We start from the raw sequence: 24,271 nt of genomic DNA, 5'->3' as shown, positions 1-24,271 counted from the left end.
AAGTGGTCTCAGGGTGACCCCTGAGTGGCCCCTGAGCCGGACCCCCAGAGGCGACGAAAACCGTTGTCCACCATCGGAACCGAGGCCTACCGTTGACGAGGACGGCGCCGGCAGGGGGTGCGACAACGCTAGGGAGAGGGCACGGGCATGGCGCAGACGCGGATGGGGGACGTCGGCTGGTTCGCCAGGTTCCCGTCGTCACGGATGACCAAGTGGTTCGTCGTCGGGTTCTGGCTGGTGGTGCTGGCCGCCGCGTTCGGCCCGGCCGGCAAGCTGCAGGGCGTCCTCAACAACGAGGCCGTCGCGTGGCTCCCGGCGAACGCGCAGTCCACGCAGGTGGTCAAGCAGATCGAGGCGTTCCAGAGCAAGAACGAGTTCCCTGCGGTCATCGTCTACGAGCGGGCGGCCGGGCTCACCGCAGCGGACACGCAGGCCGTGACCGCGCAGGTGGCGAAGTTCGACGCCCTGGCGCCGGTGAAGAACGACAGCGTCGGCCCGATCCCGTCGAAGGACGGCAAGGCGATCCAGGTCATCGTCCCGGTCGACGCGGGCGACGCGGGCTGGGACTCGCTCGGTGCGACGGTCAAGGACCTGCGCACCATCGCCCAGGACCGCCCCGACGGCCTGTCGATGCAGGTGACCGGACCGGTCGGGTTCTCGGCCGACTCCTCCGAGGCGTTCTCGGGCATCGACGGGAAGCTGCTGTACAGCGCCATGACCGTGGTCATCATCATCCTGCTGCTGACCTATCGCAGCCCGGTGCTGTGGCTCATCCCCGTGGTCTCGGCCGGCACCGCGCTCTTCGTCGCGCAGGCCGTCATCTACTTCCTCGCCAAGGACGACACCCTCACCGTCAACGCGCAGAGCTCTGGCATCCTCACCGTCATCGTGTTCGGGGCAGGCACCGACTATGCGCTGCTGCTCGTCGCGCGCTACCGGGAAGAGCTGCGCCGACACGAGGACCGGCACGAAGCCATGGCCTTCGCCCTGCACCGTGCCGGCCCGGCGATCCTCGCCTCCGGGGCAACGGTCATCGCCGGCATGCTGTGCCTGCTCGTCGCGACGATGAACTCCACCAAGGGACTGGGCCCGGTGGCGGCCATCGGCGTCGCCGTGGGGCTGCTCGTCATGCTGACCCTGTTGCCTGCGCTGCTGGTCGTGTGCGGTCGCTGGATCTTCTGGCCGGTGAGGCCGTCGTACGGCTCGGTCGACCACACCCGGGACGGCGTCTGGGCCCGCATCGGCGCCCGGATCGCTCGGGCGCCCCGGCGCACCTGGGTCGTCACCTGGCTCCTGCTCGCGGTCGCCTCGCTGGGCATCTTCCAGCTCAACGCGGTGGGCCTGCAGAACAAGGACGCGTTCTACGGGACGCCGGAATCCGTTGTGGGCGAACAGGTTCTGGCGAGGCACTTCCCAGCGGGTGCCGGCTCACCGGTCCTGGTCCTCACGAACGCCGGTCAGGCTGCGGCCGTCAGGACGACCCTGCAGGGGGTGGAGGGCGTCTCGTCGGTCGGTGACCCGGTCACCAAGGGCGGCCGGTCGCTCATCCAGGCGACCCTCTCCGATGCGCCGGACTCCGATGCCGCGACGAAGAGCGTCGACCGGATCCGTGCGGCCATCGCAGGCGTCCCTGGTGCCGACGCGATCGCGGGCGGCGACACCGCCACCCGGGCAGACACCCTCCGCGCGTCCGCCGACGACAACCTGCGGATCATCCCGCTCATCCTCGGCGTGGTGCTGCTGATCCTCGTCCTGCTGCTTCGGGCGATCACCGCGCCGCTGATCCTCATCGGCACCGTGGTCCTGTCCTTCGGTGCGGCCCTCGGACTCTCGTCGCTGATCTTCCGGAACGTCCTCGGGTTCGCCGGGGCTGATTCCTCCCTGCCGCTGTTCGTCTTCGTGTTCCTCGTCGCGCTGGGTATCGACTACAACATCTTCCTCATGACCCGCGTGCACGAGGAGGCCAAGGAGATCGGCACCCGTCGCGGCGCCCTGGTGGGTCTGGCCGCCACCGGGGGCGTGATCACGTCGGCGGGCCTGGTCCTCGCAGGTACTTTCGCGGTGCTCGGGACCCTGCCCGTGGTCTCCTTCGCGGAGATCGGGATCGCGGTGGCCCTCGGGGTGCTGCTCGACACGCTCGTGGTCCGCTCGGTCCTCGTGACTGCGCTCAACCTCGACGCCAAGGGGCACATGTGGTGGCCCAGCGCGCTGTCGCGCCGTGACGCCGCACTCGACGCCGCCGAACCCGCCAGCCCCGGGGAAGCCGCCGAGGAGGGCACGCCGGCGCTCGAACCTGCTCGCTGAACGGAGTGCTGGGCAGTCGGATTGCTGACCGGGCACGCTTCACGGCTGCCGTGACCGCTTGTCCACAGGAGCGACGTGGCGGCTCGGTTGTCCACAGGAAGGGCGCGTAGGGATTGCTCATGACCAGTCGGTGTGTCTGCGAAAAGTGTTGCAGCACAACGGGACTGGGTCTCGGCTGAGTGGGAGCGCTGTCGGTGGCACCGGTTAGTGTTCTTGTATGGAAGCAAGCCCGGGGCTCGAGCAGCGACGCGAACACATCGCGGCTGCCAGAGAGCTGCTGACCGGGATCGCGGACTCGCTCTGGCAGGTCCCGGGCAGCGGTGGGCTCGGTGAGCTGCTCGGTGAGGTCGATGCCCTCAGCGCGTCGTGCGACGCGGCGAGGGTCGCCATCGTCAGCGAGGCCATCGGGCGAGGGGACGCCTCCGGAGGTGCCGCGGCGATGACGGTGACGCAATGGGTCCGGCACCATGCGCCGTCGACGCGTGCAGGGGGTGCAGGACAGCTCGTCGCTGTTGCTGTCGCCTTCGCCAAGCCGTGCAACCAGCCGATCAAGGAGGCCGTGGACGCTGGACGACTCCCCGTCCGTTCGGCCGCGGTGGTGGTGGCAGAGGCGGACCGTCTGCGACCTGGCCTGGCCGATGGTGCTGAGCCCCACGTGCTGGAAGGCCTGATCGACATGGCCGCGGAGCACGGGCCGCGCGGCTGCCGCCTGGTGCGCCCGGCCCTGCTGGCGAGGTACGGCCAGGACGGTGAGCTCCAGCTGCAGCAGGACGTCGCCCGGCGGTTCGTCGCCTTGTCGCAGCCCGTGGAGGACGGCACCGGGACCGCTGAGTACCGGCTCGTGCTCGATGTCGCCGGCAAGGCCGTGCTCGAGGCGGCGCTCGGCCCCCTGTCCTCACCCAGGCCTGTCGACGGGGAACGCGATCTGCGCGGGTCGGACCAGAGGCGGGGCGAGGCGCTCCTGGCGTTGGTGGGTCGAGCGGTTGCCGCGGGTGAAGGGGTGGGGCCCCACACGAAGACCCAGCTGATCGTGACCATGGACTGGGACGCCCTGGCCAGCGGAGTTCGCGGCGCCGGCGTCGTGATCGGCGGTCCGGAGTCGGGGACGATGCTGGCGCCGGGGACGGTGCGCCGCCTCGCCTGCAACGCCTCCGTGGTCCCGATGGTGCTGGGATCGGCGGGGGAGGTGCTCGACCAGGGTCGGGCGGTGCGGTTCTTCACCCCGGCCCAGATGCGGCGACTGTGGCTGAGAGACGGCGGCTGCACCTATCCCGGGTGCTCGATGCCGCCCCACTGGACGGATGCCCACCACCTGGTGCACTGGGCCGACTTCGGGTCGTCCAACCTGGGCAACGCGGCGTTGTTGTGCGAGCGGCACCACACGACCGTGCACAGCCGGCGCCTGGCCGGGCGCGTGGTCCGTGACGATGCCGGTGAGTGGGTGGAGTGGGACCTGGTGCTCGGCAGCTATGACCAGCTGTTGGCACAGCGCGCCGCCCAGGAGCCGGCGTGACCGCGCCCCGGACCCTGCTCTGACCGGGTGGGGCCACAGCCGTGCCCAGGCCCCGCCGACGCCGGGGACGAGCCGAGGGCTGGGACCGGACGAGCGGGCCCGGGCCGCGCGGCATACGGTTGAAGCATGGAATTCCGATACCTCGGCAACAGTGGTCTCAAGATCTCAGAGATCACCTACGGCAACTGGCTCACCCACGGCTCGCAGGTCGAGAACGACGTCGCCACGCAGTGCGTGCGCGCGGCTCTCGACGCGGGCATCAGCACGTTCGACACCGCCGACGTCTACGCCAACACCAAGGCGGAGACCGTCCTCGGCGACGCCCTCAAGGGCGAGCGGCGCGAGAGCCTGGAGATCTTCACCAAGGTCTACTGGCCGACCGGTCCCGGTGGGAAGAACGACACCGGCCTGTCCCGCAAGCACATCATGGAGTCGATCAACGGCTCGCTGCAGCGACTGCAGACCGACTACGTCGACCTCTACCAGGCGCACCGGTACGACACCGAGACGCCGCTCGAGGAGACGATGACGGCGTTCGCCGACGTCGTCCGCCAGGGCAAGGCGCTCTACATCGGCGTCAGCGAGTGGACCGCCGACCAGATCCGCGAGGGTGTGAAGCTCGCGAAGGAGCTCAACATCCAGCTCATCTCGAGCCAGCCCCAGTACTCGATGCTCTGGCGCGTCATCGAGGACGAGGTCGTCCCCACGAGCAAGGAGCTCGGGGTCAGCCAGATCGTCTGGAGCCCCATCGCCCAGGGCGTGCTCACCGGCAAGTACCAGCCCGGCCAGAAGCCGCCGGAGGGTTCGCGCGCCGCTGACGAGAAGGGCGGCGCGGACATGATCAAGCGGTTCATGAACGACGACGTGCTCACCCGCGTCCAGAAGCTCAAGCCCATCGCCGACGAGGCGGGCCTGTCGATGGCCCAGCTCGCCGTCGCCTGGGTCCTCCAGAACGACAACGTGGCCGCCGCACTCGTCGGCGCCTCGCGCCCCGAGCAGGTGCACGAGAACGTCAAGGCAGCCGGCGTGAAGCTCGAGGCCGGTCAGCTCAAGGCGATCGACGACGCCCTCGGCGACATCGTCGAGCGTGACGCCGCCAAGACCAAGGAGACAGCGCCCCAGTCGCGCGTCGCCTGAGTCCCTGGCTCAGCGCCACAACTGCTCAGCACACAACTCAGGTATGCCGCGGGGCGGCCGGTTCACGACGAGCCGGTCGCCCCGCGGTCGTGCTGGAGCGGGGCGTCATCGGGTGAAGCAGGGACCCGACCCGAGCTGCCGCAGGCCCTCGAGGTCGCCCTTGCCGAACTGTGTCCGACCCTGGTCGCTCTCGTACATGATCTGGCTCTTCGCAGGGACGTGATCCAGCCCGACGAGGTGACCCAGCTCGTGCATGGCGATCGAACGGGCGTTCGCCCAACCGTCACCGCTGGTCAGGATGTCGTTGAAGGCCGGCCCGTCGAAGTCCACGATCCCGCTCACGTAGTGCCGGTCTTGGTCGCCGACGGAGCTGGCCTCATCCGGTCCGGCCAGCCCGACGACCGTGCCCTTGAGCCGCGGCACCACGCCGGGGTCGGTCCACGAGACGAGCACCGGGGACCAGCGGTTGCCGTACCTCGCCTGGTCCACCGTCGGCCGGTCCTCCGACGGCCGCTCGTCCGTCGGTCCCTCGATCACGAACTGCAGCCCCGTCGCGAGGCTCACCTGGCTCGCAGCCTCGGTCAGCAGACGGTCGGCGCCGGGCGGAGCGGACGCCGCGTTGACCACGAGGTGGATGGGGCGGCACGGGTCCCACGCCACGGGACGGCTCGCGTCGTCGCTGACACGGTTGAGGAAGGCGTAGTCGGTCGACGCCGATCGCTGGACCGGTGGCCGGCCCAACGGCGTGTTCTTCGCGTCAGCCGGTACCGGTGGCCACAGGACCACAGAACCGGTGGCGTCATCGCTGCCGCCCAGGGGCATGCCTGACACCGGGGCGGCCGCGGGCAGCCCGCTGCTGCCGTGGGTGACACCCGGGGTGGATGCCCCGGAGGAGTACCTGCCCAGCAGGGCGGGGATGCCCAGCAGCACGACCCCCACGATCACGATGGTCACCAGCAGCGACACCGCGGTCCTGGGGCCTTCGCCACCGCTCTGCCGACGAGGTCGCTTCGGGGATCTCGGGCCCTTGGGAGAACCGCTCCACTCTGCGACGACGGTGGTCGTGGGGGAGGCGTAAGCACCCGAGGGGCCGGGGGAGAGAAGGGCGAGCTGCTCAGGCCACTCGGTCGTGTCGCGACGGCGCCGTGGCCGGGGCGGACCCGCCCGCACGTCGGCCAGACACCAGAGACACACCGGGGTGGGGTCCGTCCCGAGCTGGCCGGCCCGTTCGCCCGCGAGGAGCGGCTCGCCGCAGGCGCACTGCGTCGGCCGTGCGACGTGGATCATCTCCACGGGTTCGTCGGTCCCCACTGCCCCTGCCCCCACATCCCAGCCGAACTCGTCGCCCGATGCTAGGTGGTGGACGGCGAGGGCCGCTGGAGAATCCGGACACTTCGACCGGAAGGCGGGGAGGCGGGTATGCCGCGGAGGTGGCTCCGCGGCATACCCGTGGATCGGGGACGGTCAGCGGGCGGAACGGATGATGGCGGCGACGTCGCCGACCGGACCGAGGTGGGCGAGCTTGTCCGGGTTGACGATCGAGCGGATCCCGACGATCTGACCGCCGCCGAACTCGAGGGACCAGACGCCCAGGACCCGCTGCTGGTCGTCGACGTAGATCGCGCCGGGTTCCCCGTTGACCTCGACCGGACGCATCGACACCTGCGGGAAGCGGGCGAGGGCGTGCAGCCAGTTCGTCAGGGTGTGGGCGACGCGGCTGCGACCGCGCTGCGACCTGGCCAGGGCGGGGACCTTCCCACCACCGTCACCGGTGAGCTCGACGTCGTGGGCGAGCAGGGCCTCCAGGCCGGCGAGGTCACCGCTCCCGGCCGCGGCGAAGAACCGGCGAGCCAGGTCGTCGTGCTGCCTGCGGGTCGTCCGGAAGCGAGGGCGAGCGTCCCGGACGTGCCGGCGGGCCCGACTGGTGAGCTGGCGCACGTTGACCTCGGACGTGCCCACGATGTCGGCGACCTCCGGGTACCCGTAGCCGAAGACGTCGTGCAGCAGCAGGGCTGCTCGTTGCTCGGGGGAGAGCGTCTCGAGCAGCACGAGCATCGCCAGCGACAGGGCGTCGGCGGTCTCCGCGACGGCCGCCGGGTCGTCACGACCGCCCGTGACGAGCGGCTCGGGGAGCCACTCGCCGACGTACCGTTCGCGGCGCACCCGAGCCGACCGCAGCTCGTTGATCGCGAGCCTCGTGGTGACCGTGGCGACGAAGGCGCGCGGTGACGTGATCTCCTCGCCCGCCTCCAGCGACTGGTGCACCTTGAGCAGCGACTCCTGCACGACGTCCTCGGCCTCGGAGACGCTGCCGAGCATCCGGTAGGCGATGCCGAACGAGGTCGGCCGCAGCTCGTCGAGCAGAGCCTCCCGGGCGGCGAGCAGAGCCTCCCGGGCGGCGGCATCGTCGGCGGACGTCATGCGCGCATCCTCTCGAGACCCGCCACCTCGGCGAACCCCTCACGCCAGCTCGAGTGTGCCGGCTGCCAGCCGAGCTCGTTCCTGGCCTTGGCGTTGGAGGCTCCCCGCAGCTCGGTCATCATCGCCACCCCCAGCTCGCCGGTGACGAGCCGCCCGACGAACCGCGGGACGCGCATCGGCGGTCGCGCCCCCAGGGTCCGCGCCAGCGCGGGCAACCACTCGCGCACCGGAGCCGGCTCGTCGTCGACGATGTTGTACACGCCGGCTCGACCGCGGTCGATGGCAGCCACGGTCGCCTCCGCCGCGTCCGCGACGTGGATGAACGACCAGACCCCGCCTCCGTCACCGACCACCGGGAACTTGCGTCCGCGCACGGCCTGGGTCTGGTCGCCGCCGGGTCCGAGCGAGGTCCCGGGGCCGTAGAAACCGCCGTACCGCAACACGATCCCGGTCGTCCAGGACGCCGCGAGCACGGCCTCCTCGACGTGTCTGATCGCCGCAACCGTCTCGCGCATCTCCGTGGCAGCGCCCACGCCGAACGAGTCCTCCTCGGTCTTGACCGGGCCACCGACGCGTTCGTATGCCGCGAAGAAGCTCTGCGCGACGAACCGCTCCACCCCCACGGCCCGGCCTGCCGCCAGCAGGTGGTCGGTGCCCTCGGTACGCAGCCGGTTGGTCATCGAGAAGGCCCGGTCGAAGTGCCGCAGGTCCATCGGGCCGATCGAGGTCAGCTGGTGCACGATCACGTCGGGCTCGACGCGTCCGACGGCATCGGCGACCTGTTCGGCGTCGAGCGCGTCGGCAACCACCGGTTCGGCGCCCAGCCGACGGACCAGCTCCTGCTTCGACGTGCTGTGGGTCATGCCGTGGACCTCGTGGCCGGCTCCGACCAGCAGCGGCACCAGCTGCTGCCCGATCGCGCCGGTGGCCCCTGCGACGAACACCTTCATCCTGCTCACTCCCTCGTGGATCGCTTCCTGTACCCACTCAGACAGGACAGCAGGTGCCGTTGTGACAGGGCGGCCCGTCCCCGCCTCACTTGTGGGGGAGGGTACGCGCGAACTCCACGGTCCGGTCGACCCACTCGCCCAGCTGCTCGTCGGTGGCGTACCCCGCCTCGGCCACCCGCAACCAGCCCCGCATCGGCGTGCCGCGCATCTCGAACGGGGTCACCACCACGCCGTCGAGGAGGGCGTCCGAGTCGTCGGGATCCAGCCGGGCCATGAGCCCACCGCTGCCACTCACGGCGACCGACATGTTGCCGTTCACCAGGAACGCCAACCCCCCGAACATCTTCTTCTCCGTCACGTCCAGCTCGCCCACCACCAGGTCGCGGATGCGCTGGGCGACGCCTTCGTCGTATGCCATGACGACCATGGTGTCACCCGGTCCACGGTGGCAGCAGCACAGTTCCGACGTCCACGGGGGCCGAATGGTGCTGTTCTCCACCGTTCGACGGAGGCGGACCCCACGCCACGGGTCCACGATCGGTGCATGGCCCAGGTGAACCAGATCGCAGCGACACAGACGTGGGTGGTGGACGACGGTCCGTCCTGCGTCGATCCCCTCGAGGGGCACCCCGGCTCGTTCGTGCAGGGCTGTGCCGCGCTGACCGACGCCGAGCTCACCGAGCTCTGCCGGTACTGGGAGTCGCGGGCCGACCTTGCCGAGGAGGACATCGACCGCTGGTGGTGCTGGACGGTCGTGCGGTTCGGACGGCGGCTGCTCGCCAGCCGCGAGGAGGTGCGGCAGCGCCCGCGCCAGTGGTTCTGACCTGACCGTGCGGTCCCGGACCGGTGGGTGTCCTAGAGCTGCATCGCGGCCGCCACGACCCGGTCGACGGCGGACGACTCGCCGCCGAGCACCAACGGGGTGAGCCGGGCGACCACGTCCGCCGCCTCACGGTGGATGGCCCGGACCAGCTCGTTCGTGCCGGCGACCGCGGAGACCAGCACGACGCGTGAGTCGGGAACGCCGACGAGCGGGACGAACCGGTAGCCACCCTGCCCGTAGAGGCGGGCCACGGACGCAGGCGCCACGGCCAGGCCGAACCCGGACTCCACGCGGTCACGCGTCTGCAGCGGCCCGTCGGCTCCCGGGCCGCGACGCTCCACCTCGAAGTCGTTCGTCATGGACGTGAGGCTCCAGTGCCGCACGATCTGCGGGTGGACGGTGTCGGTCATCCGGACGTGGGCGCACGAGACGACGTCGTCGAGCGTGAGCTGAGGAGCCCGACTCTCCTCGAAGGCCGAGGGCACCCCCACCCCCATGGGCTCGGACAGCAGCTCGGTGACGACGGCCTCGGCGACGGGGAACGGCTCCCGGGTGATGAGCAGGTCGACCTCGGCGAGGATGCCGGGATACCACTCCTGCATGCTCAGCGGCCGGAGGTGGAAGTCGACGCCGGGAAAGCGCCGACCGAGCTCGACGAGCAGGGGGCGGGTCAGCTCCAGCGCCCCTCCCGGCATGATCGCCAGCTCGACCTCACCGGAGAACGCGGCGAGCTGGGCAGAACGTCGCGCTGCGCGGGCCGCGTCGAGCATCCGCTGGGCCGGGCCGAGGAGTGCCTGGCCCGCGGGCGTGAGCTCGATCGACCGTTGCCCACGGGCGAAGACGGGGACACCCAGCGTCAGCTCGAGCTCGTGGATCCGGGCGGACACCGCGGGTTGGCTCAGGTACAGGTGGTCGGCCGCGCGCCGGAACCCCTTGTGCTCGACCACGGCGAGAAAGGCCTCGAGGTGCCTGAGCTCCATGACGTGACCCCCACCCGTGACCGCGCCCGTGACCGAGCCCGTGCTCGCGCCCACCCATGGTCACGCCGTCACCCGACCCTCGGCAAGGGAAATCGCGAAATGCGCCTCGGGCCCGCGGGTCGGCGCGAGGGACGAGGTCCGGACCACGCGGCCTCGCCGCCCGCCCCCCACCTTCGGGCCGCGACCCCTGGATCTCCACACTGGTTCACCGTGACCGCGTCCCTCGACGCCGACAGCGACCAAGATACGACCGGTTCGTGCCGTCGTCCCGCCCCGACGGTGCCCGGGTGATCAGCGTTCCTGATCACCCGGGCGCCCGGCTCGGGAACCTCCTCAGCGGCTGGTGACGACCAGGACGTGGCTCCCGGGCTTGGTGGGGACGGTGACCTCGAGGCCCCGGTGGGTGGCGCGGGTGGTCCACCTGTCCAGGCGGTGCCCGTCGAGCGTGACGGTCGCGACCCGGGCACCCTGCGGGAGGGTGTGGCCGACCCAGACCTTCGTCGCGCCGACCGAGCGCGGGACGTCGAGGGTGGTCGTGTAGCGGGAGCCGGTCACCGACGCCGCCACGTCGGCGAACCCACCACCGAGCCGCAGGTGCTTCACCGACGCCGAGGGCTGCCCGGTGGGCACCTGGGGCACGACGACGAGCCGGCCGCTGCCGAGGTCCGGCTGGACGCCCAGCCACTGGTGGACGACTGCCCACGCAGTGCCGTAGTTGCCCCAGGCCTGCATGAACATCGAGCGGCAGGTCCAGCAGCGGTCGATGTTGGCGCCCTGGTCCGGCGAGGGGAAGATCTCCGGCATGGCCCCGGGTTGCTCGTCCGGGGTGCCGCCCGTCGCCGGTTCGGCGAACATCGGGTCGGCCAACGCGTGCGTGTAGCGCTGCTGCTGACCCGCGCCGAGCCGACCGTAGTTGCCCTCACCGATCGACTGGATCGAGGTCGTGAGCCCGAACACGATCTTCTCGCCGAGACCGTTCGCGCCACCACCGCACGCGGTGTGGAACAGGCCCGTCGAGAGGGGAGCGGTGCCGCTGTAGCAGTCGTTCTCCCGCCCGGCGAGGGCCGCGGTGCCGTGGGCGTATGGCGCCAGGCCGGCCACCGTGCGCCCGTTCACCGTGAGCTCGGCCTCCATCGGCGTCTGACCGATCCAGTGCTTCTGGAAGGACTGCTGGTCGCCGGGGTCCACGAGGGAGTCGGCGTACTGGGACGCCGCGGCATACCACCACGTCGTGTCGAACCGGTCGTGGATCCGGCGGGCGAGCTTGCTGGCCCACGCGTAGGTCGTGCCGTCGTGCCTGGACTTCGCGAGGTCCGCGAGGTCGTAGAGCCCGCGGATGTAGTAGACGGTGTTGTCGAGCTTCTCCGGCCCCATGCCGCCGCGCTCGACGTTGCCGAGCCCCTCCGGCCAGCCGTCGTGGTCGGCGTCGAGCTGGTTGGTGACGTACTTGAGGTTGCGGACCGAGAAGTCGTACATCTCGTCGCGGAAGGCGTTGTCGCCGGTCCAGCGCCACAGCAGGGCGACGGTGCTGGGGAACTTCACGGTCTCGTCCGTGTTGAAGTTGTAGGCCGTGGTGCCGTCCGGGTTCGTCGAGCGTGAGTCCTGCCCGAACCAGATCGACCCGTCCGAGACGACCTCGTGGGTCACGACGCCGGACCTCTTGTTGAGCAGGTCGGAGATGTCGCGCAGGGCCCTCAGGTGGCCCTTGATGGCCTCGAACTGGCCCACCGAGACCGAGGCGAAGGCGGTGTACTCCGCGTCGGTGCCGAAGATCCACGGGTAGTCCGGGAAGCCGGCTCCGATCCAGGTCGCCTTGGGGACGGTGCCTGCCGGGGCGGGGAACTGCTTGCCCTGGTTGGTCCACCGCACCTGCAGGTTGGTCGCGTTCTGGGTGAGGTCGGCGATGTTCTGCTTGCCCCACTCCACGGCGTCCTGGACGAGCGGGTCGCCGGGGAGCGAGAGCTGGGTCATCTGCGACAGGGCTGCCCTGCTCGCCTGCTTCTTCGCCAGCGCTGCTGCCGGGTCGGTGAGGGCCTTGGCGAGCTCGCCGCGCGCAGTGGCCAACCCCTGGTCGGAGCCGGCGACGGCGAGCCAGACGGTCGTCGAGCCGCCTGCCGGGAGCTTCAGCGAGTAGGTGAGACGACCACCGGTGCCGCGGCCGAAGGGACCGTCGTCGCAGGCCGAGGGCTTGGGGTCGGCCGGGGCGCCGGGCTCGGTGCCGGTGCAGCGGTGCCCGGCCTGGGCGCCGTGGAACTGGTCGCCCACCTGTCCGGTGGTGGGCGTGACGGCGGTCCCGACGAGGGCGGCGTAGTGGTGGGTGGGCGCGCCGGGGAGGGCGCCGTCGTCGGTGAAGACGAGGTTCTTGCCGTCGTAGGACCCCTTGTCGGGGAGGTTGTCGCTGGCGTTCGGCGTCACCCCGTCGAAGCCCCACGGGTACTGGCCCATCAGCTCGGAGTGGGCGTCGACCGACAGGGTGGTCGAGCGGGCCGCGCCGGGGTTGGTGACGGTGAGGCCGAAGAGCGCTCCGCGGACTCCGTCCGGGACGAAGTCGGTGCGCCGGACCTGGAGCCCCGCGGTGTCGGGGAGGTCGTAGCGGGTGTAGCCGCGGCCGCTGGTGAACTTCGTGGCCTGGCCGACCCACTGGCCGTCCAGCCCGAACCACACGCCGTCGACGAGCTTGAGCGGTGGCGTCCAGACGCCGCCCATCTCGCCGGTGATGTGCCAGCCGTTGGCATAGAACCGGCCGTCCTCGAAACCGATCGAGTAGGCGCGGGTGCCGGCCGAGACCTCCCGCCGGTCGGCCAGCCTGGTGCTGACCGACAGCTCGGTGGGGGAGCCCGTTGCCGGGCCGGCCGTGCCGGTGGTGGAGCCGGCTCCCGCCGCGGTGGCGGCGGCCGTGCGTCCGGGTGCTGCGACCGCGGGCAGCGACGCCGCCACGACGGTCGTTCCGAGGGCCACCGTGCACGCGGCGGCCATGAGTGATCGAGACATCGTCGTCCTCCGACCCAGTGGGGGAGCGGCGCCGGTCGGCGTCCTCTGGGTGGTCTGGACCGAGTCGTCCACGGGTCTTTCGGACGGCTTTGTCCGGACCGTCGGAACGTACACCCGGGTCACACCGGCGGCAACGCGGACGACAGGCGCCCGAGCGCCCGGGCGTCCGCTCAGCCGCGCGGGGTGACGCTGACCCGGGGGAGACGCACCGAGATCGTGGACAGGCTGACCCGCAGCGACCCGAGGTGGGCCAGGTGACGGCACACGATGATCGTCACGAGGGCGGGCACCACGCCGGACACGAGCAGGGCCACGCGGGCGCCATACGTCTCGGCCATCCAGCCCACGACGGGACCACCCACGGCACCGGAACCGATGAAGACGAGCATGTAGAGGCCGACGACGCGCCCCCGCAGGTGGGGAACGGTGGCGAGCTGGACCAGGGACTGGGCCTTCGTGAGGAACCCGAGGTTCGCGGCGCCCACCAGCACGAGGAGCAGGGTGAAGAGCAGCTGCTGGGGTGCAGCCGCGGCGAGGAGCATGGCGCAGGCGAGGGCCCACGCGGCATACCCGACGGTGCGCAGCCGGAGCGGTCGCTGCCGCCGGGCCGTCGTGAGGGCGCCACCCATGGCACCGAGCGCCACCATGGCGTTGAGCAGGCCGAGTCCGCTTGCGCCGGTGTGGAACTCGTTCTTGGCGAAGGCGGCGAGGGTGACGGGCAGGCTGATCGTGAAGAAGCCGAACGCGCCGGCCATGACGATCGGCCACAGCACCGTCGACGTCTGCAGGGCGTAGGTGAGGCCGGCACGCGCCTGCGGAGCCGGCGCGACGGGGCCGTCGGTGTTCGTCGCGGGGGAGAAGGACCTGCGGGCGGGCGTCCCGCGCATCAGGGAGAGCGCGACGACGGGCGCGACGAAGGTCAGGGCGTTCACGGCGAACGCGTAGCCCGCCCCCAGGGTGCTCATCAGGACCCCGCCGATCACCGGGCCGGTCATCGCGCCGATCTGGAACGTGCACGACACGAGGCTGATCGCGTTGGGCAGCTGCGGTCCCTGGACGACCTCGCTCACGAACGACTGCCGGGTCGGGTTGTCCACGGCCGCGATGACGCCGAGCACGAACGCCAGGGCGAAGACGTGCCACACCTGCACGACGCCCGTCAGCGTGAGCACCGCGAGGACCGCAGCCGTCAGCGACATCGACACCTGGGTGGCGAGCAGGAGGGTGCGCTTGGGCAGCCGGTCGGCGAGGAGCCCGCCGTGCAGGCCGAGCAGGATCGTCGGCGCGAACTGGAACGCGGTCACGATGCCGACGGCGGTCGGGCTGTCCGTGATGGTCAGGACCAGCCAGTCCTGGGCGATGCGCTGGATCCAGCCACCCGTGCCGGAGACGAGGAGTCCGGAGAGCAGGAGGCGGAAGTTGCGGTTCTCCAACGATGGGAAGGTTCGCGAAAAGCCCTGCGGGAGAGTGAGTTTGGGGAAGTGGACTGGGGCGGAGGCGGCGGAGCTCATGTCGTCCTGGCGGGAGTTGCGTTCGGGTGGCGTCGTGGGTGGGCGAAGTGGCTGTTCAAGTGTGCTCCCTGCGACGGGGCCCCCGCGATATTCTGGGACAGAATCAGTCGTATAAGTGCCATTGCGAATCGCAATGACAGATCGATCGCCCCGAGGAGTGCTGACCCGTGTACGACCCAGAACAGCTGCGCACCTTCCTCGCAGTGGCCCAGCACCTCAGCTTCACCCGCGCCGCCGAGTCCCTGGGGATCCGGCAGCCGACCGTCAGCCAGCACGTCCGTCGCCTCGAGGAGGCGGTGGGTCGACCGTTGTTCCTGCGTGACACCCGCAGCGTCACCCTGACCTCCGACGGCGAGGCGATGGCCGGTTTCGCGCGCGAGGTCCTGGCCGCCCAGCAGCGCGCCGTCGGCTACTTCACGGGGTCCCACCTCGCCGGTCGCCTGCGGTTCGGCGTGACCGACGACCTCGCGCTGACGCCGTTGCCGAGGATCCTGCGCGACTTCCGCCAGCTCTACCCGCGCATCGACCTCGAGCTCGCCGTCCTGCAGAACGACAGCCTGATCCGGCGCATCGAGTCCGGCCACCTCGACGTCGCGTTCGTCAAGCGCAGCCCGGGTACCCCGACCCCCACGCGCGGCCAGGTGGTGCGCCGCGACCACCTGGTGTGGGTCGGCACCGACGGCACCCGCCTGGACCCGGAGCAGCCGGTGCCGCTCGTCGTCTACCAGGCCCCGAGCCTGTCCCGTGCGGTCAGCGTCCAGGCGCTCGAGAAGGCTGGGCGCCGGAGCCGGATCACCTGCACGGTCCGCGGGGTCAACGGGGTCCTCGCCGCGGTCCGTGCCGGCCTCGGCATCGCCGTGATGGCCCGCACGCTCACGCCCGCCGACCTCGTCGAGCTGCCGCCGAGCCTGGGGCTGCCCAAGCTTCCCCACCTCGACCTCGTCCTGCTCACCACCAGGACGGCCCCGGCCGAGCCGGCCAAGGCGCTGACCTCCGCGATCCTCGCCAGCGGCGCTCCGCTGGGGCCGGTCACCGGGCCCTGACGGTCACCGTCGCTGCGACGTCCACGCCAACCGGATGGCCTCGCGTATGGCGCCGGCGTCGCCGTCCAGCTGTGCCTGCACCTTGCGGTGCGCCTCCCACCTCGGCGGGACGCCGAACGTGGTCGGGTGCGCCTCGAGGAGCTGTTCACGGTCCCCCGGGTCCACGCGGACGAGCAGGGTCCCGGGCTCGTCCTGGCGCACGACGAGGCGGTCGTCGACGTACCAGGCGACCCTGCCGGGGTGACCTTTGCGCTTGCACCCGGCCAGCGAGGTCGCGTAGTCGTCCACCTCGTCCAGGGTCATCGCCATCGGTCCCTCCTCACGCGGCCGACGCTAGCCCGACGCCTCGCCCGTGTCATAGGGGCATCCACCCGACCCGAGCCTGGCGAGCCCGGCGCGGTCGCCGGCGGCGAACTCGTAGACGCCGTGGTGGGCGCTCGGGGCCATCACCTGGGAGGTGTTGTCCACGTGGTTCAGGCCGACGAGGTGTCCCAGCTCGTGCATGACGATCGCCCGAGCCATCGCGTGGCCGTCAGGACCGCGCAGCACCTGGGCCATGGCGGGGGAGTCGAACGTGACGACACCGCCGATGTACTTCGCCCGGTCCATCGAGTCGCCGTACCGGTAGATGGGGCCGCCCAGGCCGATGGTCGAACCCTTGAGTTTCGGCATCACGTCCGGTGTCGTCCACGCCACGAGCACGGGTGCGCGTGAGCCCCCGGGGCGACCGAGGGCCAGCTCTCGCTGGGTCTGTTGCGGGTCCGGCTCCTCACTGGTGGGACCGACGACCTCGAGGGTCAGCCCCGAGGCAGCGTTGACGCGCTCGACGGCCTCGGCGAGGAGGACGTCGGCTCCCTGCGGGGCGAAGCGGCTGTTGACCACCAACCGGATGTGCAGGCACGGGTCCCACGTGACCGGGACACCGCCGGCGGTCTCGCGCATGAACGCATAGGCCCGGGGGTCGTCCGCGGCTGGCCGCGGGCCCTGGCCGATCAGCCTGGCAAGGGGCGACCCGCCGCCGGTCACCGAGGCGATCCCGACGATGATCGACAGGGCGAAGCCGCAGGCCACCGCCACGGCCTTGAGAGGGCTGGCATCGCTGCGCCGGGCAGGTCGACGTGGCCCGTGGGGGTCGAGGTAGATGACGCTCACGCCGGACAGTGTCGGTGACCAGATGGTGCGGTGTGGGCGGATTCGGGGTGATCCGACCGACCGGACCGGTCAGCGCACCCCGAACAGCCGGGTGGTCGCGGCCCAGGTCGTGGCCAGCGTGCGACCCGGGAGCAGGCCGCCGCGACCGTTGCCCGCGTAGACCAGCGTGCCGTTGGTGCCTGTGCGGGCCAGCAGGTCGGGGACGCCGTCGCCCGTGAGGTCGCCGGTCGACAGGATCGCCGCGTGCCCGCCCCAGCCACGGCTGACGACCTGCCCGGGACGGTAGCCCGTGCCGGTCGTGCCGGCCCCGGTCCCGAGGTACAGGTAGAGCAGCCCGGTGTTGGAGCGGCCGATGAGGTCGGGCTTCCCGTCCTTGTTCACGTCACCCGGGGTGGCGATGTCGGTGAAGATCTGCCAGCCGGTGCCGATCTTCCGGGCCGTGCTCGCGAAGCCTCCGACGCCGTTGCCCGTGAGCAGCCAGAGCTCGCCGTTGGTCTTGCGGGCCAACAGGTCCGGCCTGCCGTCGCCGGTCCAGTCGCCGGGGGCGACGAGGAGGGTGCTCGGCTTGAACCCGCTGCCGACGAGGACCCTTCCGGCCCACATGCCGCCGCGACCGTTGCCGCGGTAGAGCCACAGGTCGCCGGTCCCGGTCAACGCCAGGACGTCGGAGAACCGGTCGCCGTTCCAGTCGCCGGGGGACAGCACCTGGGCGAAACCGCCCCACCCCGCGCCGATCCTCACGGCCTTGCCGACGGTGCTGCCGAGGACGGGGTAGAGCATGAGGTCGCCGGCCCTGGTCCGGCCGAGGACGTCGCCCCGGCCGTCGGCGTTGAAGCCGCCGCGCGCGGGGACCGAGAGCGCCAGCGCCTTGGTGTAGCTCAGGCCCGACAGGGCCCGCCAGTCGTTGGCCGACACCACGCCGGTCACCTTGACCTGGGCGGCCTTCTGGAACGAGGACACCCCGGTGGTGGTCTTGGCGCCGAAGGCGCCGTCCGCCGTCCCCACCGCGTAGCCCCGACGGTTGAGCTCGAGCTGCAGGTCGCGGACCGGCCAGCCGGTGGCGCCGGCGGCGAGCGTGAGCTTGCCGTACGCGTCATACAGCTTGCTCGTCTGGACGGGGGCCGGGGTGGGGTTGGAGACGGGCGCCGAGGCCGAGGCGTAGCTCGTGGCCTTGCTGCGGATCGTGTCCATCTTGGGGTAGAGGTACTTGCCGGGGCACAGCGTGTAGGACGTGTTCTGGTGGGCGTGGACCGTCGGCAGGGTGACGGTGACACCGGCGGCGTACTTCGCCCCGGTGCCACCCTGGGAGGTCAGCTGCGTCGTGGCGCTGGGGCTCACGCCGTACTGCGAGAGCTTCCACCCGGCGACCTTGGCGAGCGAGTCGACCATCGCCGAGGGTGCGCTCGTGGTCTCGTAGTTGCCGATCGCCGCGATGCCCATGGTGTTGGTGTTGAAGCCCATCGAGTGGGCGCCGCGGACCGGCTCGGTGATCGACCCGGCGCGCCCCTCGTAGACCCGACCCCACTTGTCGACGAGGAAGTTGTAGGCGATGTCGGCCCACCCCAGGCCCTGCGTGTCGTACGCGTAGATGCCACGCACCTGCGCGGCGGCCGTCTCGGGCGTGTAGTCGTTGGTGCCCGCCGTGTGGTGGATGGTGATCGCCTTGATGGTGCTGCTCAACGTCTTGCTGCCGCGCAGCCGCTCGTCGGCCCCCCACTGGGCGCGGGTGATGATCGTCGGCTGGGCCGCGGCGGCGGACGCCGAGGCGGCAGGGGCCTTCGGCGTGAGGTCGTCGTCCGCGGGGGAGGAGCCCGGGTCGATGGTCGTGACCTCGAGGTCGGGCAGCGACCGGCCCCGCGGGGTGTCGACGCGGACCTGGATGCCGTTGCCGCCCTCGCTGACGATGGGGGTGGTGCCCAGCCTGGCCCCGACCGCCTCGGCGGTGCCGGGCTCCGGGCCGTCGTCGGGGACGGGGAGGACGTCCCAGGCCGTCCAGCCCGAGGCCTCCCTGACGCGCACCTGGACGGTGACGTCGTCAGCGGTCAGGTCGGTGCCGGCCGCCCACGAGATCCCGGCCACCGTGAAGTGCGGCCGGGCCTGCTCGGCGGTGAGGACGGTGGTGACCCGTGCGGCCTGGCTGGTGGCGACCGACCGGGCCGCGTCCGAGGTGACGGTCCGTGCGGACACCTGGCCGGTGGCCAGGGCACGACCCGCCTTCGCCTCGCGGCGGGCGGCCCCGGCGTCGATGCCGGAGATGGGGGTGCTCACGACCTTGGGGGCCACGGGGTGGGGGGTGTCGGCGGCGGCGAACGAGACGGTCGGGAGAGCGACGAAGGCGGGGGTGAGGGCAACGGCGAGGGCAGCAGAGATCAGTCGCATCAGGGAAGTCCGGGGGGTCAGCAGGGGCGGGTGTGACGACAGTGAAGAGTGGCACCGCGGCTCCGTGCGACAGGGACTAGAACAAAAAGATGAGCCATTCGGACGACCCGTGACCGGCGTGTCCGGTGCCTCGCCCGGCGTGGCGCGTATGCCGCGGGTCAGGTTCCGCTGGGTCCGCTGCTCCGGGTGCGACCCCCCGGGGTCCGACCTAGGGTCGAGTGGTGAGTGGCAGCGCGGTTCCCTCGACGCACCCGGCACGAGCGGTCCGCGAGGCCCTCGACGCGGTGCGCTCTGCACCGACCATCCTGGAAGGCCTGCGGCTGGCGGCCGACGTGGCCACGGCGTCCGCCGACGACCACGCGGGTTCGTCCCGTCAGGAGCTCCGGGCCGCGGCCGACGACGCCGGCGACGCCGTCGTCGCGCTCGCTGCCGTGCACGCGCTCGCTGCCCTCCCGGTGGCCGACGGGGCATACCTGGTGCGGTTGCTGGGGTCGGGCGACCCGTTCCGGGTCGAGCACGCCGCCTGGGCGCTGCGCCGTGCTGCCCCGGTGCCGGCCGCCGTGCCGCCGCTGGTCGACCTCGTGTCCGCGGGTGGCGTCACCGGCATGCTGGCCCAGCGGACCCTGGAGGTGTGGGCCGCAGCGTCGCCCGGGCTCGTCCTGGCCTCCCTCGTGTCCGCCCTCGACCGCGCCCCGCTGGAGCCCGACCCGACCGTCCCGCCGCTCGACGACCGGGCTCGCACCTGGCTCGTCGAGACCGTCGACCTGGTCCCCGGTGAGGCTGCGCGGTCGGTGCTGCTCGGTGTGGTGGACGACGAGAGCGAGTCCGCGTCGACGCGGGCAGCGGCGACCGCCGCGCTGGCCGACCGGTTCACGGCCCGCCCGAGGCGGGGGCCCGGGCCGCGTACCCATGGCTCCGCTCACGCGCTCCGCACCGGATCGCACCCGTCCGTGCCCTCGACCGTGACCGGGTTGACGGTGGCCCAGCTGTTCCTGCACGCCGACATCGACGGTGAGCTCAGCAGCGCCGGCAAGGGCGACACCGGAGGCATCGCCACCCTGCTCGTCCACCTCGGCAACGCCCTGCTCGAGTCCGACAGCGTCGAACGCGTCCTGACCATCTCGCGGGGGCGCCCGGACGGCGACCTCGTGCCGTCCGACCTCGCCGCACCGGGGCACCACTACGCCCAGGTGCCGTTGTGGGGCCCGCCGGTCGGGATGGGGCAGGCGTGGATGCACCGGGTCGCCGTGCGTCGCGGGGTCCGTCAGCTGCTGCTCGCGGCGGGTCGGGTCGACGTGATCCACCTGCGGATGGCCGACGTCGGGTCCTTGGCTGCGGCCGAGGCGGCGAACGAGCTCGGCATACCGGTGGTCTTCACCGTGGCCCCCGACCCGCATGCCCTGCTGGCGTCCCGGGAGGCCTCCGGTGAGCTGACGCGGGCGTCGTTCGGCGCCGCTGACGCCACCGAGCACCTCGCCTTCCGCGACCACCTCGTCCGTGGCCTCGCGCGGGCGGCTGCGCAGCTCGTGCTGTTCCCCCGACCCGAGCTCCGCCGCGACAGCCGTGCCCTGCTCGGACTCGACCTGGACGTCGAGGCGCACCGGGCCACGGTCGTGCCCGAGGGCATCGACTTCAGGGCCGTGGAGCATGCCGGTGCGGCACTCAAGCGGGGTGCCACGCCCACCCGCCCCGGCCCCACGGCCGGCTCCACCGGCCCCACGGGCGGCTCCATCGTCACCGCGGGAGGTGACGCCGGCGGTGGCCCCACCGGGGCGGCGCTCGCGGAGCTGGATGCGTTGCTCGTGCAGCTCCCTGCCGCCCGACGCGGGCTGCCCCTGCTCGTCACGGTCGGCCGGCTCAACCGCGTCAAGGGCATGGCCACGCTCGTCGAGACGTGGCACGCCGACCCTGCCCTCAGGGCCCGCAGCAACCTGCTGGTCGTGGGAGGAGACCTCGACGACCCCTCCGCGGAGGAGGCCGCGGAGCTGGCCCGGATCGAGGCCGTCGTCCCGCGTGCCGCAGCTGTGCGGCACGGCCTGCTCCTGCCTGGCCACCGCCCCCATGCCACCGTGGCTGCATGGCTCGCGGCGACCCGGCACGGACGGGGCTCGCTGGCGGCCCCCGCAGGGGTGTACGTGTCGGCGAGCCTCAAGGAGGAGTTCGGTCTGGCCATCCTCGAGGCGATGGCGGCCTCCCTCGTCGTGGTCGCCCCCGACGGGGGCGGCCCCGCGACCTACGTCGAGGACGGCGTCACAGGGTTCCTGACGGACACCGGGTCACCCGCCGCGCTCGCCGCGGCGATCGGCCGCGCCCTGGAGCTGGCCGCGTCCCCGGAGGCTGCCCTGCAGCAGCGCCGGGCCCTGACGACCCTGCGCGACCGGTTCAGCATCACCACCATGGCGGACGCCCTGGCCTGCGTGTACACCGGTGCGAGCGGCATGGCCGAGCTCGCGCCGGACGACGCCCACCAGGTGCCCCCTACGGGGGAGGCATCGTGACCCTGCTGGTCATCAGCCCCGACTATGCCTCGCACCTCTACCCGCTCGCGACCCTCGCCACAGCCTGGGCGGAAGAGGGGGAGCGGGTGGTGGTCGCCACCGGACCCGCGACGGATGCGATCGTCCGCGGGTTCGGCTTCGAGCGCGCCCACCTCCAGCTCGGACGCGGTTCGAACCCCGGCGTCATCCGTGCCGAGGAGCAGCCGTCCGGTGAGGACGACGCCCTGCGCGGGTTCTTCGACGCCACCCGTCGCGGGGCGTTGGAGACCCTGGAGTTCCAGGCCCGGGCCCGGGGCGACGACCTCCTGTGGTCGCCGGTCCCGGTCGGCCGCGCGGTGCTCGACGTCGTGGACCGCGTGCGCCCGGACACCGTCCTCGTCGACCACCTCGCCTTCTCGGCCCGGCTGGCGCTCACGGCGGCCGGGGTGCCGCACGGCGACGTGGTGCTGGGGCATCCAACCGCCCTGCCCGTGGGCGACGAGGTGTACGGCTGCCCGACGGTGTTCCCGCAGGCCTTCGACGTCGACCCGGGCCGGCTCGGACTCCTGCGCACTCTCTGCGAGGACGTCCGCGACGCCTTCACCCGTGAGTGGAACACCGCCGTCCGTGCTCTCTCCGCCGACGGGTCGCCGCCCGAGGTGGTGGATGCGTTCGCCGTCACCGGGGACGTTCTCCTCCTCAACTACCCGGCGGAGCTCCACGACCCCGGCCGCACCTCGCTCCTGCCCGCGCACGAGTTCCTCGGGTCGGCGGTCCGGGCCGAGCCCGAGGACGAGCAGGTGCGCGAGTGGCTCGCCTCCAGCCGACAGCCGGTGGTCTACGTCAGCCTCGGCAGCTTCCTGTCGGTGCGTGGCGACGTCCTCGCCCGGGTCGTCGAGGCGCTCCGTGGCCTCGACGTGCGGGTGGCCCTGGCCCACGGGTCGACCCCGGCGCAGGCGCTCGGGGAGCTCCCGGCGTCGTGGCTGGTCCGTGAGGTCCTGCCGCAGGTCACTCTCCTCGCCGAGGCTGCGCTCGCGGTCACCCACGGGGGCAACAACAGCGTCACCGAGTCACTGTCGGCGGGGGTGCCCATGCTCGTGCTGCCGTTGTCGACCGACCAGTTCTCCGGAGCAGCGGCGCTCGAATCGGCAGGCATGGCAACGGTGCTCGCACCGAACACTGCCACTCCGGCCGAGCTGCGGACTGCCGTGGAGCAGCTGCTCGGCTCGACGGAGACCACGCTGCGCGTCCGCTCGCTGGCGAGCAGGCTGCATACCTCCTCGGGGGCGCACCGCGCCCGCCAGGCGCTCACCGGGGTGGCCGGTGCGACCCGGTGACCCCCGTGGCAGGGTGGACACGACCCCGCCCCCGTCGGCCCGGACGCACGTGCCGGGCTGGCGCCGACCGTAGGAGGACCCTTGATCTTCATCACCGCGAAGTTCCCCGTGAAGCCCGAGCACGCCGACCAGTGGCCGGAGCTGAGCCGGGCGTTCACGCAGGCCTGCCGCGCCGAGGAGGGCTGCCTCTGGTTCGACTGGTCGCGCAGCCTCGACGACCCGAACGAGTACGTCCTCGTCGAGGCGTTCCGCGACGACGAGGCGGGCGCGGCGCACGTGCAGTCCGACCACTTCAAGGCTGCGACGAGCGAGCTCCCGGCCTACCTGTCGGCCACGCCGCGCATCGTCAACACGACGATCGAGGGGACCGGCTGGTCCGAGCTCGGTGAGATGGCCGTCACGGACTGACGACCCGGCGCCCGTCATGGGGTGCGCCCGCTGGACTCAGCTGGTGAGCCAGGACTCCTCGGTGCCCAGGCCCTGGAGCTCGGCGTCGAGCTGGCCGATGGCGCGGACGGCGAGCAGGCGGTTGACCAGCAGGTCGGCCGAGGCGGCCACGCGAGCGGTGTGCTCGGGGGTGCCGACGGCTGCACGGTGTGCCCGGGGCTGGAAGGTTGCGCTGTCGTTGTCCACGAGCGGGACGTTATTGATGCGTGACCTGTGCACGGACACCAACGCCCCGGGACTGGGCCGAACGGACGACCAACCTCCCCGGAAGGGACGAGTCGGGCCGCCTTCCCGACCCCCGACCCTGTGGACAACTCGCCGGCCCCCTGTCCGTGGCGCGGCACCATCTCGTCATGAGCTACCACGACCTGCCCGACGACATCCGCACCCGGCCGCTGCGTGAAGCCGGCCTCCAGGGCGACGTGATCGACCTCGTCCTCGGCATCGAGGAGCGCCGCAGCGGTGCGGTCGCCCTGATGGTGTGCGACGAGGACGACCGCGGCCTGCAACCCCTCGTGCTCAGCGACCTCCCCGAGGACGCCTCGGTGGCCGACCTGGTCCGCCTGCTCGACCTCCTCCTGCCCATGGTGGGGGAGGCGGGCGGGGCGATCCTCGTCGGGCGGGGGCGCCGGCGCGGGCTGCTGCCCAGCGACCTCGACCGCGCGTGGCACCAGGCCACGATCGACGCCTGCGCCCGGTATGGCGTCCGCCTCCTCGGCTTCCACCTCGCGTCCCCGTACGGCGTGGCCGCCCTCCCGCCGCCGCTGCGCGAGGCGTCCTGACCGGTCCTCTCCGGCCGAATCCGC

The 24,271-nt window shown here is 72.0% G+C and carries 20 protein-coding genes; 9 read left to right on the top strand and 11 right to left on the bottom strand.

Annotated features, from left to right (window positions below):
• Positions 1 to 147: 147 nt before the first annotated feature.
• The 3 genes from ACYVKF_RS19765 to ACYVKF_RS19755 all read left to right on the top strand — a co-directional run bounded on the left by ACYVKF_RS19765 (position 148) and on the right by ACYVKF_RS19755 (position 4,954).
• The gene (locus tag ACYVKF_RS19765) at positions 148 to 2,304 is read left to right on the top strand and encodes an MMPL family transporter (protein ID WP_460968710.1); all 2,157 of its coding nucleotides are present in this window, start codon (positions 148 to 150) and stop codon (positions 2,302 to 2,304) included.
• A gap of 217 nt (positions 2,305 to 2,521) precedes the next feature.
• Positions 2,522 to 3,817: an HNH endonuclease signature motif containing protein gene (locus tag ACYVKF_RS19760; protein ID WP_460968708.1), complete on the top strand. Its 1,296-nt coding sequence runs from the start codon at positions 2,522 to 2,524 to the stop codon at positions 3,815 to 3,817.
• A 126-nt stretch (positions 3,818 to 3,943) separates the two neighbouring features.
• Complete coding sequence (locus ACYVKF_RS19755) at positions 3,944 to 4,954, top strand: aldo/keto reductase family protein (RefSeq protein ID WP_056915008.1); 1,011 nt, start codon at positions 3,944 to 3,946, stop codon at positions 4,952 to 4,954.
• 105 nt (positions 4,955 to 5,059) lie between these two features.
• On the opposite strand, the gene ACYVKF_RS19750 is transcribed toward ACYVKF_RS19755, so the two are convergent.
• From ACYVKF_RS19750 to ACYVKF_RS19735, 4 genes are all read right to left on the bottom strand, one after another.
• Positions 5,060 to 5,908, bottom strand: coding sequence for a matrixin family metalloprotease (locus ACYVKF_RS19750; RefSeq protein ID WP_460968706.1), 849 nt, complete (start codon positions 5,906 to 5,908; stop codon positions 5,060 to 5,062).
• A 510-nt stretch (positions 5,909 to 6,418) separates the two neighbouring features.
• Entirely contained in the window at positions 6,419 to 7,375 is a 957-nt protein-coding gene (gene sigJ, locus ACYVKF_RS19745; protein WP_460968705.1) for an RNA polymerase sigma factor SigJ, read from the bottom strand.
• Positions 7,372 to 8,325, bottom strand: a complete 954-nt coding sequence (locus ACYVKF_RS19740) for an NAD-dependent epimerase/dehydratase family protein (RefSeq protein ID WP_460968703.1) — start codon at positions 8,323 to 8,325, stop codon at positions 7,372 to 7,374. The genes sigJ and ACYVKF_RS19740 overlap by 4 nt, the downstream gene beginning before the upstream one ends.
• A gap of 85 nt (positions 8,326 to 8,410) precedes the next feature.
• Positions 8,411 to 8,743 carry a TfoX/Sxy family protein gene (locus ACYVKF_RS19735; protein WP_056917170.1) on the bottom strand — a complete coding sequence of 111 codons (333 nt, stop codon included), beginning with the start codon at positions 8,741 to 8,743 and terminating at the stop codon, positions 8,411 to 8,413.
• Positions 8,744 to 8,869: 126 nt separating this feature from the next.
• Between ACYVKF_RS19735 and ACYVKF_RS19730 the strand changes: the two genes are divergently transcribed.
• Positions 8,870 to 9,148, top strand: coding sequence for a hypothetical protein (locus ACYVKF_RS19730; RefSeq protein ID WP_460968701.1), 279 nt, complete (start codon positions 8,870 to 8,872; stop codon positions 9,146 to 9,148).
• Between the two features lie 32 nt (positions 9,149 to 9,180).
• Here the strand turns inward: ACYVKF_RS19730 and ACYVKF_RS19725 are convergent, their stop codons facing one another.
• The 3 genes from ACYVKF_RS19725 to ACYVKF_RS19715 form a co-directional block, all read right to left on the bottom strand.
• On the bottom strand, positions 9,181 to 10,128 hold the full coding sequence (locus ACYVKF_RS19725; RefSeq protein ID WP_460968699.1) for a LysR family transcriptional regulator: 948 nt from the start codon (positions 10,126 to 10,128) through the stop codon (positions 9,181 to 9,183).
• 333 nt (positions 10,129 to 10,461) lie between these two features.
• Positions 10,462 to 13,119 (bottom strand): glucosidase family protein, encoded by a 2,658-nt coding sequence (locus ACYVKF_RS19720; RefSeq protein ID WP_460968697.1) that lies wholly within the window; start codon positions 13,117 to 13,119, stop codon positions 10,462 to 10,464.
• A gap of 170 nt (positions 13,120 to 13,289) precedes the next feature.
• Positions 13,290 to 14,552: an MFS transporter gene (locus ACYVKF_RS19715; protein ID WP_162246803.1), complete on the bottom strand. Its 1,263-nt coding sequence runs from the start codon at positions 14,550 to 14,552 to the stop codon at positions 13,290 to 13,292.
• 245 nt (positions 14,553 to 14,797) lie between these two features.
• Between ACYVKF_RS19715 and ACYVKF_RS19710 the strand changes: the two genes are divergently transcribed.
• On the top strand, positions 14,798 to 15,673 hold the full coding sequence (locus ACYVKF_RS19710; protein WP_460968694.1) for a LysR family transcriptional regulator: 876 nt from the start codon (positions 14,798 to 14,800) through the stop codon (positions 15,671 to 15,673).
• 3 nt (positions 15,674 to 15,676) lie between these two features.
• On the opposite strand, the gene ACYVKF_RS19705 is transcribed toward ACYVKF_RS19710, so the two are convergent.
• From ACYVKF_RS19705 to ACYVKF_RS19695, 3 genes are all read right to left on the bottom strand, one after another.
• On the bottom strand, positions 15,677 to 15,982 hold the full coding sequence (locus ACYVKF_RS19705; RefSeq protein ID WP_460968692.1) for a hypothetical protein: 306 nt from the start codon (positions 15,980 to 15,982) through the stop codon (positions 15,677 to 15,679).
• Between the two features lie 24 nt (positions 15,983 to 16,006).
• The gene (locus ACYVKF_RS19700; RefSeq protein WP_460968690.1) at positions 16,007 to 16,825 is read right to left on the bottom strand and encodes a matrixin family metalloprotease; all 819 of its coding nucleotides are present in this window, start codon (positions 16,823 to 16,825) and stop codon (positions 16,007 to 16,009) included.
• 69 nt (positions 16,826 to 16,894) lie between these two features.
• Positions 16,895 to 19,204 (bottom strand): FG-GAP-like repeat-containing protein, encoded by a 2,310-nt coding sequence (locus ACYVKF_RS19695; protein ID WP_460968688.1) that lies wholly within the window; start codon positions 19,202 to 19,204, stop codon positions 16,895 to 16,897.
• Positions 19,205 to 19,425: 221 nt separating this feature from the next.
• Here ACYVKF_RS19695 and ACYVKF_RS19690 point away from each other — a divergent pair, with 221 nt between their 5' ends.
• The 3 genes from ACYVKF_RS19690 (at position 19,426) to ACYVKF_RS19680 (ending at position 23,426) form a co-directional block, all read left to right on the top strand.
• Positions 19,426 to 21,702, top strand: a complete 2,277-nt coding sequence (locus tag ACYVKF_RS19690; protein ID WP_460968686.1) for a glycosyltransferase — start codon at positions 19,426 to 19,428, stop codon at positions 21,700 to 21,702.
• On the top strand, positions 21,699 to 23,018 hold the full coding sequence (locus ACYVKF_RS19685; RefSeq protein WP_460968685.1) for a nucleotide disphospho-sugar-binding domain-containing protein: 1,320 nt from the start codon (positions 21,699 to 21,701) through the stop codon (positions 23,016 to 23,018). The genes ACYVKF_RS19690 and ACYVKF_RS19685 overlap by 4 nt, the downstream gene beginning before the upstream one ends.
• Before the next feature lie 81 nt (positions 23,019 to 23,099).
• Positions 23,100 to 23,426: a putative quinol monooxygenase gene (locus ACYVKF_RS19680; protein ID WP_056914995.1), complete on the top strand. Its 327-nt coding sequence runs from the start codon at positions 23,100 to 23,102 to the stop codon at positions 23,424 to 23,426.
• A 36-nt stretch (positions 23,427 to 23,462) separates the two neighbouring features.
• On the opposite strand, the gene ACYVKF_RS19675 is transcribed toward ACYVKF_RS19680, so the two are convergent.
• Positions 23,463 to 23,651, bottom strand: coding sequence for a hypothetical protein (locus ACYVKF_RS19675; protein ID WP_056914994.1), 189 nt, complete (start codon positions 23,649 to 23,651; stop codon positions 23,463 to 23,465).
• A 167-nt stretch (positions 23,652 to 23,818) separates the two neighbouring features.
• On the opposite strand from ACYVKF_RS19675, the gene ACYVKF_RS19670 reads away from it, so the two are divergent.
• Positions 23,819 to 24,247 carry a hypothetical protein gene (locus ACYVKF_RS19670; protein WP_460968683.1) on the top strand — a complete coding sequence of 143 codons (429 nt, stop codon included), beginning with the start codon at positions 23,819 to 23,821 and terminating at the stop codon, positions 24,245 to 24,247.
• Positions 24,248 to 24,271: the final 24 nt, after the last annotated feature.

The organism is Pedococcus soli (assembly GCF_054782575.1).
The sequence above is the reverse complement of the archived record's forward strand: the minus strand, read 5'-3'. Positions and strand labels throughout refer to the sequence as shown.

Coding starts and splice junctions, on each gene's coding strand:
- ACYVKF_RS19765 (WP_460968710.1), top strand. CDS start 148: ATGGCGCAGACGCGGATGGGGGACGTCGGCTGGTTCGCCAGGTTCCCG.
- ACYVKF_RS19760 (WP_460968708.1), top strand. CDS start 2,522: ATGGAAGCAAGCCCGGGGCTCGAGCAGCGACGCGAACACATCGCGGCT.
- ACYVKF_RS19755 (WP_056915008.1), top strand. CDS start 3,944: ATGGAATTCCGATACCTCGGCAACAGTGGTCTCAAGATCTCAGAGATC.
- sigJ (WP_460968705.1), bottom strand. CDS start 7,375: ATGACGTCCGCCGACGATGCCGCCGCCCGGGAGGCTCTGCTCGCCGCC.
- ACYVKF_RS19740 (WP_460968703.1), bottom strand. CDS start 8,325: ATGAAGGTGTTCGTCGCAGGGGCCACCGGCGCGATCGGGCAGCAGCTG.
- ACYVKF_RS19735 (WP_056917170.1), bottom strand. CDS start 8,743: ATGGCATACGACGAAGGCGTCGCCCAGCGCATCCGCGACCTGGTGGTG.
- ACYVKF_RS19730 (WP_460968701.1), top strand. CDS start 8,870: ATGGCCCAGGTGAACCAGATCGCAGCGACACAGACGTGGGTGGTGGAC.
- ACYVKF_RS19725 (WP_460968699.1), bottom strand. CDS start 10,128: ATGGAGCTCAGGCACCTCGAGGCCTTTCTCGCCGTGGTCGAGCACAAG.
- ACYVKF_RS19720 (WP_460968697.1), bottom strand. CDS start 13,119: ATGTCTCGATCACTCATGGCCGCCGCGTGCACGGTGGCCCTCGGAACG.
- ACYVKF_RS19705 (WP_460968692.1), bottom strand. CDS start 15,982: ATGGCGATGACCCTGGACGAGGTGGACGACTACGCGACCTCGCTGGCC.
- ACYVKF_RS19695 (WP_460968688.1), bottom strand. CDS start 19,204: ATGCGACTGATCTCTGCTGCCCTCGCCGTTGCCCTCACCCCCGCCTTC.
- ACYVKF_RS19670 (WP_460968683.1), top strand. CDS start 23,819: ATGAGCTACCACGACCTGCCCGACGACATCCGCACCCGGCCGCTGCGT.